At 37.5% G+C, this 8,792-nt stretch carries 8 protein-coding genes and 17 tRNA genes; all 25 read right to left on the reverse strand.

Annotation, left to right across the window (positions count from 1 at the left end):
- Positions 1–80: 80 nt before the first annotated feature.
- On the reverse strand, positions 81–323 hold the full coding sequence (locus JHK62_RS07725; protein ID WP_199576180.1) for an acyl carrier protein: 243 nt from the start codon (positions 321–323) through the stop codon (positions 81–83).
- On the reverse strand, positions 316–1,323 hold the full coding sequence (plsX, locus tag JHK62_RS07730; RefSeq protein ID WP_199576181.1) for a phosphate acyltransferase PlsX: 1,008 nt from the start codon (positions 1,321–1,323) through the stop codon (positions 316–318). Before plsX ends, JHK62_RS07725 begins: the two co-directional genes overlap by 8 nt.
- A gap of 86 nt (positions 1,324–1,409) precedes the next feature.
- Positions 1,410–2,171: a DNA repair protein RecO gene (recO, locus tag JHK62_RS07735; RefSeq protein ID WP_199576182.1), complete on the reverse strand. Its 762-nt coding sequence runs from the start codon at positions 2,169–2,171 to the stop codon at positions 1,410–1,412.
- The gene (locus JHK62_RS07740; RefSeq protein WP_199576183.1) at positions 2,161–3,336 is read right to left on the reverse strand and encodes a pyridoxal phosphate-dependent aminotransferase; all 1,176 of its coding nucleotides are present in this window, start codon (positions 3,334–3,336) and stop codon (positions 2,161–2,163) included. Before JHK62_RS07740 ends, recO begins: the two co-directional genes overlap by 11 nt.
- Before the next feature lie 104 nt (positions 3,337–3,440).
- Entirely contained in the window at positions 3,441–4,403 is a 963-nt protein-coding gene (locus JHK62_RS07745) for a ribose-phosphate diphosphokinase (RefSeq protein WP_199576184.1), read from the reverse strand.
- A 125-nt stretch (positions 4,404–4,528) separates the two neighbouring features.
- Positions 4,529–5,764 (reverse strand): peptidoglycan hydrolase PcsB, encoded by a 1,236-nt coding sequence (gene pcsB / locus JHK62_RS07750; protein WP_199576185.1) that lies wholly within the window; start codon positions 5,762–5,764, stop codon positions 4,529–4,531.
- A 100-nt stretch (positions 5,765–5,864) separates the two neighbouring features.
- On the reverse strand, positions 5,865–6,365 hold the full coding sequence (gene mreD / locus JHK62_RS08005; protein ID WP_199576186.1) for a rod shape-determining protein MreD: 501 nt from the start codon (positions 6,363–6,365) through the stop codon (positions 5,865–5,867).
- A 1-nt stretch (position 6,366) separates the two neighbouring features.
- The gene (mreC, locus tag JHK62_RS07760) at positions 6,367–7,179 is read right to left on the reverse strand and encodes a rod shape-determining protein MreC (RefSeq protein WP_199576189.1); all 813 of its coding nucleotides are present in this window, start codon (positions 7,177–7,179) and stop codon (positions 6,367–6,369) included.
- A gap of 76 nt (positions 7,180–7,255) precedes the next feature.
- Positions 7,256–7,343 (reverse strand) — tRNA-Ser (locus JHK62_RS07765).
- Between the two features lie 9 nt (positions 7,344–7,352).
- Positions 7,353–7,426 (reverse strand) — tRNA-Ile (locus JHK62_RS07770).
- Between the two features lie 35 nt (positions 7,427–7,461).
- Positions 7,462–7,532 (reverse strand) — tRNA-Gly (locus tag JHK62_RS07775).
- Between the two features lie 5 nt (positions 7,533–7,537).
- A tRNA-Phe gene (locus tag JHK62_RS07780) sits at positions 7,538–7,610 on the reverse strand.
- A gap of 11 nt (positions 7,611–7,621) precedes the next feature.
- Positions 7,622–7,695, reverse strand: a tRNA-Met gene (locus JHK62_RS07785).
- 12 nt (positions 7,696–7,707) lie between these two features.
- Positions 7,708–7,797 (reverse strand) — tRNA-Ser (locus tag JHK62_RS07790).
- An 8-nt stretch (positions 7,798–7,805) separates the two neighbouring features.
- A tRNA-Ile gene (locus tag JHK62_RS07795) sits at positions 7,806–7,879 on the reverse strand.
- Positions 7,880–7,894: 15 nt separating this feature from the next.
- Positions 7,895–7,968, reverse strand: a tRNA-Met gene (locus JHK62_RS07800).
- A gap of 5 nt (positions 7,969–7,973) precedes the next feature.
- Positions 7,974–8,047, reverse strand: a tRNA-Pro gene (locus tag JHK62_RS07805).
- A 7-nt stretch (positions 8,048–8,054) separates the two neighbouring features.
- Positions 8,055–8,128, reverse strand: a tRNA-Arg gene (locus JHK62_RS07810).
- A 16-nt stretch (positions 8,129–8,144) separates the two neighbouring features.
- Positions 8,145–8,230 (reverse strand) — tRNA-Leu (locus tag JHK62_RS07815).
- Positions 8,231–8,235: 5 nt separating this feature from the next.
- Positions 8,236–8,307: transfer RNA gene (locus tag JHK62_RS07820), tRNA-Gly, on the reverse strand.
- 10 nt (positions 8,308–8,317) lie between these two features.
- Positions 8,318–8,390 (reverse strand) — tRNA-Thr (locus JHK62_RS07825).
- A 12-nt stretch (positions 8,391–8,402) separates the two neighbouring features.
- Positions 8,403–8,484 (reverse strand) — tRNA-Leu (locus JHK62_RS07830).
- Positions 8,485–8,489: 5 nt separating this feature from the next.
- A tRNA-Lys gene (locus tag JHK62_RS07835) sits at positions 8,490–8,562 on the reverse strand.
- Between the two features lie 27 nt (positions 8,563–8,589).
- Positions 8,590–8,662: transfer RNA gene (locus JHK62_RS07840), tRNA-Asp, on the reverse strand.
- A gap of 4 nt (positions 8,663–8,666) precedes the next feature.
- Positions 8,667–8,739 (reverse strand) — tRNA-Val (locus JHK62_RS07845).
- Positions 8,740–8,792: the final 53 nt, after the last annotated feature.

Consider the following 8,792-nt stretch of genomic DNA (forward strand, 5'->3'; position numbering starts at 1 on the left):
ATAGCTTAATAGTAGCACAAATAAAGAAATTTAACAATAAAAAATGAACAATAAAAAAGATATTCGATAAAATCGAATACCTATTTTATTTTTTCATATAAATAATCAACCATTTGACCCATGGTTCTCACATCCTCAACTTCTTCGTCAAGGATTTCTAAGTCAAATTCATCTTCTACGTTAATAACGAACTCTGTTAAAGTGATAGAATCAGCTCCCAAATCATCCTTGAAGTTGGTTGCCATAGTGACATCAATGTCTTCTTCTCCAAGTTGATCAGCAATCATTTCTTTCATTTTAGATAAAATTTCTTCTTTAGTCATTTGATTCAGTCTCCTTTGAAAATTCATTTGTTAATTGGTCCATAAGACCACTCTCTAACATACGACTAATTTGTTTAATAGCATTATACACTGCTTTAGCATCACTTGCGCCATGACATTTCACAACAGGGGCTTTAAGACCAAATAAAACAGCTCCCCCAGCAGATGAATAGTCTAGGCTCTCTTTTAATTGATATAAGCTATCTTTTAAAAGAAGTGCACCCATTTTGGCAGAAAAACCACCTTCTTGAATAGTTTTTTTCAATTGTCCCATAATAGAAATGGCTGTTCCTTCAATTGATTTTAACACGGCATTACCAGTGAAACCATCAGCCACGACCACATCACAAACACCAGCTAGAAGATCTCTTGCTTCGACGTTTCCAATAAAGTTAAGCGAGTCATCATTAGAAAGACGATCAAAGGTTTCCTTTCTTAAGGTGTCTCCTTTAGTTTCTTCGGTCCCATTATTTAACAAACCAACACGAGGAGAATTAATGCCTCGAACATTCTTAGCATAAAAAGACCCTAAGACCGCAAATTGATGTAAATGCTTTGCTGTATTTTCAGCATTGGCCCCTAAATCCAACATATCAAAACCTTGCCCATCCATGGTTGGTATTGTTGACATCAAGCCTGGACGATCAATATTTTTAATACGACCAACAACAAACAAACCCGATGCCAATAAGGCTCCTGTATTCCCCGCAGATAAAACGGCATCCGCACGTCCTTCTTTTACGGCTTGGGTCGCAAGAACCATTGATGCTTGTTTTTTCTTTCTGATGGCTTTGACAGGCTCATCCTCAGAATCAATTTTTTCAAGGGTATGACTAATCGTAACTCGTTTAGTGTGTGTTAAATAGGGAGTGATTTTTTCTCTATCACCATAGAGTTGAATTTCAATATCTGAAAAATCATCTAATGCTTTATTTACACCTTCAATAATTGCTTGGGGAGCATTGTCGCCACCCATCGCATCAATTGCTATTTTTTTCATTTTGAAACTCCTTTTTATAAACATTGACTTGTCTATTATAGCATGATTCGGCTATTTTATCATCTTATGAAAACGTCCTTTATCTCTCAATCTTGTTTCATAATATTGCCCCATTTCCCCAAATCATCAATAAAGGACTTGCTTTTTAATTTGATACCAACATAATCATCATAAAGGCTATCAATAAAAAGACGCAGTTCCTTCTTTAAAGAATCATTAATTGAAATGGTTTTTAGTTCATCAAACTGGATAGTCTGAAATTTGTTTATTAAATAAGGAATATTAGGATTCAAATGACTCCTGTGTGGATCTTTGTCATAATGATCTGGACAAAGGAGTCCAGAAAAACGATGAGAAAAATCAAAAGCAAGATTCTTACGATGACAAAAATGACAATCGTTAAAATTTAGTGAGACACCAAAACGATCTAAGAGTTGTATTTCGAAAATATTGGTCAAAACCTCATAGTCTAACCCCTGATTTATTAGGGTTAATGTTTTGGTTAAAAAAGAAAATAACGATGGATCTTCAATAGCATCTAAAAGAACACTATCAGCCAAAGCCACAATATAGCTCGCATAAGCTAGTTTAAAAATATCAGCGTTGATGTTTTTAAACCACTCAACTTCTTTATAATCTTCAATATAACTCAATCCTGATTCGTTGATTTTTAAAATAAACTGAGCCATTGTCAAGGGTTGAATGACTGGTGTCACTCTTGATTTTCTAGCTCGCTTAACAAAGAACATTCTTTTGCCATCAGATTCAGTAAAAATCTTAACTAATTTATCTTCTTCACGAAAATCTTTATTATAAAGAACAAGTCCCTTAGTTTCCTTAGTTTCCATATTCCTTCATAAATTCTTTCAATCGGTTTAGTGCTTCTTTAATAGTCTCCATGCTGGCAGCATAAGAAATTCTGATATAACCTTCACCGTATTTCCCAAAAGCGACACCCGGAATTAAAGCGACAGCTTTCTTTTTAGCCAGTGCTTTTAAAAACCCAAATGAATCAGAGGCTGCTTCTCCTGGAATTTTAGCAAAAATGTAAAAAGCACCATCTGGTTTAATCACTTCAAAACCAAGGGTTTCAAGTTTTTCAATAATGTAATCACGACGCTCTATATAAGCTTTTTTCATCGGCTCAGCATCATTTTTTCCAACCGTTAAGGCTTCAATAGCTGCGTATTGAGCACTTGTGGTTGCAGCAGTTACCAAATATTGATGACTTTTAATTAACTGACTAGCCAGTTCTTTTTTCGCGAAAATAAAACCTATGCGCCAACCCGTCATAGCATGTGACTTAGATAACCCATTAATTAAAATCGTTTGTTCTGGAAGGTACTCAGCAATGGAAACATGAGGTTCTTTGGTATAAGTTAATTCAGAATATATCTCATCACTAATCACAAAGACATCATATTTTTTAAGAACAGCGGCTAAATCCTTAATTTGCTGACAAGTGTAAGTCACACCTGTAGGATTAGCAGGATAGTTTAAAAGCACAGCTTTAAGCTTTTCACCTTGTTCTAAAATTGCTTTTTCAAGCATTTCAGGGGTTAAGATAAATCGATTTTCTGTTGTATCAATCTCAACAATATTAGCCCCAACTAATTTTACAATTGGCTCATAACCAGGATAGGCTGGAGCTGGTAACAAGACAGTATCTCCTGGTTCTAGAACAGCTGTTAGACTAGCTGAAAGGGCTTCTGTTGCTCCAACTGTTACCAAAACTTCATTTTCAGGATGATAAGATAAATGGTACTTTTCTTTCACAAAATCACTAGCTGCTTGTCTTAACTCCAATAAGCCAGCCATACCTGTATAATAACTTTTATCATTATCAATAGCTCTTTTAGCAGCCTCTTTAACGTGATCTGGTGTTGTGAAATCGGGTTCCCCTAAGGTTAACCTTAAAATACCTGGAATTGATGAAATCGTTTGATCAAACTGACGAATCAACGATATTTCAATTCTGTCTAGGTTCTTATTAAATCGTTTGCTTAAATCCATAGTGCCCTCCAGCTTGTATTGTATTCCTATTATACACTAGTTATCAGTAAAAAACACCTCTAAAGTGAGGTGTTTAGTGCTTAAATAACTGATGATAACGTTTTTTACTTGCCAACTTCAAATAATGGAGACAAAGGACGTTTTTCATGGATTCTTAAAATAGCTTCTGCAATTAATTGGGCAATTGAAATTTGTTCAATCTTATCGATGAGTCGTTCCTCAGGCAGATAGATGGTATCAAGTACTATCATCTTCTTAATGGCTGATTTTTGAATATTATCAAGAGCCGCTCCTGAAAGAATAGGATGAGTACCACTAGCGTAAACTGCTGTTGCACCTGCTTCAGCAAGAGCATCAGCTGCATGGCATATAGTCCCTGCGGTATCAATCATATCATCAATTAAAATACATGTCTTATCTTTAACATCACCAATGATATTCATCACTTCACTGGTATTCATTTTATCAACGCTTCGACGTTTATCAATAATAGCAATAGGTGTTTTTAAAAACTGTGCCAATTTACGAGCTCTAGTCACACCACCATGGTCAGGACTGACAACAACATAGTCATCTCCCATCATGCCACGACGTTGGAAATAATCAGCAATGAGAGGTGCTCCCATTAAATGATCAACAGGGATATCAAAGAATCCTTGGATTTGTGCTGCATGTAAATCAACCGTCAAAAGACGATCAACACCAGCCACTTCTAACATATTAGCTACTAATTTAGAAGTAATGGGTTCCCGTGAACGGGCTTTTCTATCTTGTCTAGCATAACCATAGTAAGGCATGACAACATTTACCGTTTCTGCACTGGCACGCTTTAAAGCATCAACCATAATTAACAACTCCATCAAATGGTTGTTAACTGGTGAGCTAGTTGATTGTAAAACAAACACATGGTGACCTCTGATTGATTCTTCAATATTAACTTGAATTTCACCATCTGAGAATTGTCTAACAGTTGATTTTCCTAAAGAAACTCCCATTGTTTTAGCAATATCATCTGCTAATTGCTGATTGGATGATAGTGCAAATAACTTTAAATTAGAATAAGACATGATTTCCTCCCAAAATTTTCTCCTCTATCATTTTAACCCTTTTCACCTATTTTTTCAATCCTTATACAACTGATATAACAATAAAAAAACAGAAAAACGATGTTTTTCTGTTTTATATTCAAATATTAATATGGATAAATGTAATAAACTGATTGAGTTGTTGGATTAAACCATCCACGATAGTTACCAATTGATTGGTTTCCAGCATAGTTAGATTCCATTACTTGGATATTTGTTGAGCTTTGAACACCTGTTACATATGCAACGTGTCCATAACCACCACCATCATATGGGAATACTGCAACTGAACCAACAACAGGTTCTGAACCGATTGTAAATCCTGCTGCTCTTGCACTTGCACCCCATTGATTTGCATTACCCCAGTAATTACCAACCCAAGGAGCTAGTGATTTAACACCCCATGTACATTGACCAACTGGATAAGTATTACCTGAATAGTTTACAGTTGGACTTGCTGTTTGAGTCGGTACAGATCTTGTTGCAGCTGTATTATTTGCTGGAGCTGGCGCTGGAGCAGGTGCTGGCGCTGGAGCTGCTGGTTGTGCTGGAGCAATAGTTGATACTACTTGCTGAGCTGTTTGAATAGATGCTTGTTGTTGTCTAGCAGTTTCTTGGGCTGCTGCTCTTGCAGCTGCTTCTTGGGCTGCTGCTTGGGCTGCTTTTTCTTCTGCCGCTGATTTAGCAGCAAGTAAATTACTTTTTTCATCTTGAGCTGTTGCCAATTCTGCTGCTAAATTTAATTGAGCAACTTCAAGCTCAGCTTTTTGTGTATTTAAAGCATTAGCATTTTCTGCTAAAGTGGCTTGGTTTTCTGCTACAGTATTGATAGCTTCTTGATTTTTAATTTGTTTTTCTTCAATAGCTTCTTTGTCAGTCTTTTGTTGCTCTAACATTCTTTCATTTGCAGAAACAACTTCACGCATAGCCACAATACGGCTAATCGCATCAGACAATGAATCAGAATCAACTAATGTACTGATATAAGATGTTGCGGTATTATTTTTTTGGGCACTTCTTGCTTGATTTTCTAATGATTTACTTCTCGCAACAATTTTGCCTGAAAGCACTTCAATATCTTTTGCTAACTGCTCAGATTCAGCTTCCAATTTTTTATTTTCTGCAGCTAATTTTTCTTGTTCAGCTTGGAGAGAATCTACTTGTTTTTGAACAGCTGTCACTTTTGCTTGAGCTTGAGCTTGTTCAGTTGTTAAATGATCAATGATATTCTCCTGATTAGCAATTTTACTATCGTAATCTGTTGCAGAAACAACTTGTAGGCCTGAAACAGCGTTTAATGTTAACCCACTAATTAATACTGCGGATAAAATTCTTTTTTTCATTTAGTAAATACTCCTTTTCGATAAGACATTACTATAATACCAAAAAAAAGTCCAGTTTATATTACGTGATTGTTACATTTTAAAGCGTTTTTGAAATATATTATATTAAATGTAACCTTTTTACAAAAAAATCTGAAAACAAGAAGAAAAAGAGGTTAACAATGAGGGTTGGCAATAAATGATAAGTCACAAAAATCCCAAAAGGATAAGAAGTCATTTGATAAAAAACTGCCAGAAAATAGCTACCAACATTAAACATAAACATGAGAATAAATAAACTAACACCTCTAATGAGTTTATTATCTCTTATTAAAGGTAACCATTTGTACCCCAATAGTATTAAAATAGGGAAAAGAAAGATTGAAATACCAATACTATGAAAATACAAGCTATCATAAACAAATGATAAACTAACAAAAAACAAGTAAACTAACCATTTTTGATAATGTAAGATAAAAAACAAAAGCATCATTAAAAAAAATTGACTAGAAATAACAAATTGGTTGTGAAACAAACCTGACATCAAATAAGTTAAGTGTCTATCTATAAAAAGACTAAGAAACAAAAATATAAAAGGGAAAAATCGACTAACTCTTTTCATATTACTCTCCAATTAGACTAACATAGGAAAGATGTGAGAAATCAACTGTTGGAACAACATAAATTTTGATATTCAAAGGTTCCTTGTCATCAATCATTTTTACCTTACCAACTGAAATATCAGACGGAGATTGACCATCTAAACCACTAGTGAAAACATCATCACCGCTCGCAATAGCTTCTCTAGTATTCAATTGCGAAATGATTAACAGATTTTCTTTGACATCATAATCTGTTAAAACGCCAAAAGCATCATCCTTATTCGTTTTAATTTTAACAGGAATACCATCTGTACTTGACAGATTGGTAATCAAACTAACATCTGTTGTCTCTTTATTTACTTTATCTACCTTACCAGCAAGACCGCCATTTGAAACTAAAAACATCTGTTCAAAAACACCGTCATTCTTACCAATATCAACAGTAACATTATCAAGCCAAGCAACAGGAGAACGCATAACAACCTTACCAGTTAATACAGATAGACCTAAAAAAGAATCTTTAATTTCAAGAGCAGATCGTAACTCTTTATTCTCCTCAAGTAATATCTGATACTCTTTTTCTTTGGTTTCAGATTCTGAAATTTGTTGACGAAGATTCTCATTTTCACTGTAAGTATTAAATAACTCATTAACACTGGAAAGTTGTTGACTAACAAAATAAATAGGAGTGTCAACAACTTCCTTAACAACATTAATTCCCTTATCAATAAAAGAGGTTGTGGCTACACGAAGAGATTTATTCTTAGAAATAAAAAAAATAAGAGAACCGGAAAATAAAAAAAAGCAATGAAAATAAAAATTAATCGTGAGAATCTAAATTTTTTCATAGTCTTGTACCTTCTATAATAAATAAAACGAGATATCATATTCATGATAACTCGTTTAACTACGGAGAATGGGGGATTCGAACCCCCGCGCCAGTTACCCGACCTAACGATTTAGCAAACCGTCCTCTTCAGCCTCTTGAGTAATTCTCCAAATATAAATGGGCACGAGTGGACTCGAACCACCGACCTCACGCTTATCAGGCGTGCGCTCTAACCACCTGAGCTACGCGCCCAAGCAAAATATAGTGCTTGGTTTACTTTAAAGTAAAGCGGGTGACGAGAATCGAACTCGCGACAACAGCTTGGAAGGCTGTAGTTTTACCACTAAACTACACCCGCTTATATGGCGCGAGACGGAATCGAACCGCCGACACATGGAGCTTCAATCCATTGCTCTACCAACTGAGCTACCGAGCCGTTTTTTTCTATTGCGGGAGCAGGATTTGAACCTACGACCTTCGGGTTATGAGCCCGACGAGCTACCGAACTGCTCCATCCCGCGTTATCAATAGTAAGGAGGATGTGGGATTCGAACCCACGCACGCTTTTACACGCCTGACGGTTTTCAAGACCGTTCCCTTCAGCCGGACTTGGGTAATCCTCCAGATCAAATGGACCTTGTAGGACTCGAACCTACGACCGCTCGGTTATGAGCCGAGAGCTCTAACCAGCTGAGCTAAAGGTCCAAAGTCTTTTATTTATAGCGGCGAAGGGGATCGAACCCCCGACCTCCCGGGTATGAACCGGACGCTCTAGCCAGCTGAGCTACACCGCCATCAATCGGGAAGACAGGATTCGAACCTGCGACACCTTGGTCCCAAACCAAGTACTCTACCAAGCTGAGCTACTTCCCGAAAAAAATGCACCCTAGAGGAGTCGAACCTCTAACCGCCTGATTCGTAGTCAGGTACTCTATCCAGTTGAGCTAAGGGTGCTTATTTATTATATTTATGCCGAGGACCGGAATCGAACCGGTACGAAGGTCACCCTTCGCAGGATTTTAAGTCCTGTGCGTCTGCCAGTTCCGCCACCCCGGCCGTCAAGCGAACGACGGGATTCGAACCCGCGACCCCCACCTTGGCAAGGTGGTGTTCTACCACTGAACTACGTTCGCTTATCGGTAATGCCGGCTACATGACTTGAACACGCGACCCTCTGATTACAAATCAGATGCTCTACCAACTGAGCTAAGCCGGCTATTTAGTTTTATGCGGGTTAAGGGACTTGAACCCCCACGCCGTTAAGCGCCAGATCCTAAATCTGGTGCGTCTGCCAATTCCGCCAAACCCGCCTATATGACCCGTACTGGGCTCGAACCAGTGACCCATTGATTAAAAGTCAATTGCTCTACCAACTGAGCTAACGAGTCTGTCTTTGTCTGTTAGTTGCCTAACAACGGTCCCGACGGGAATCGAACCCGCGATCTTCGCCGTGACAGGGCGACGTGATAACCGCTACACTACGGGACCTATATGGGAGTTAACGGGATCGAACCGCTGACCCTCTGCTTGTAAGGCAGATGCTCTCCCAGCTGAGCTAAACTCCCCTTAGCTAAGCAACTACCCTATCTCACAGGGGGCAACCCCCAACTACTTCAGG

Source organism: Streptococcus pacificus (assembly GCF_016481305.1).
Lineage (GTDB): Bacteria > Bacillota > Bacilli > Lactobacillales > Streptococcaceae > Streptococcus > Streptococcus pacificus.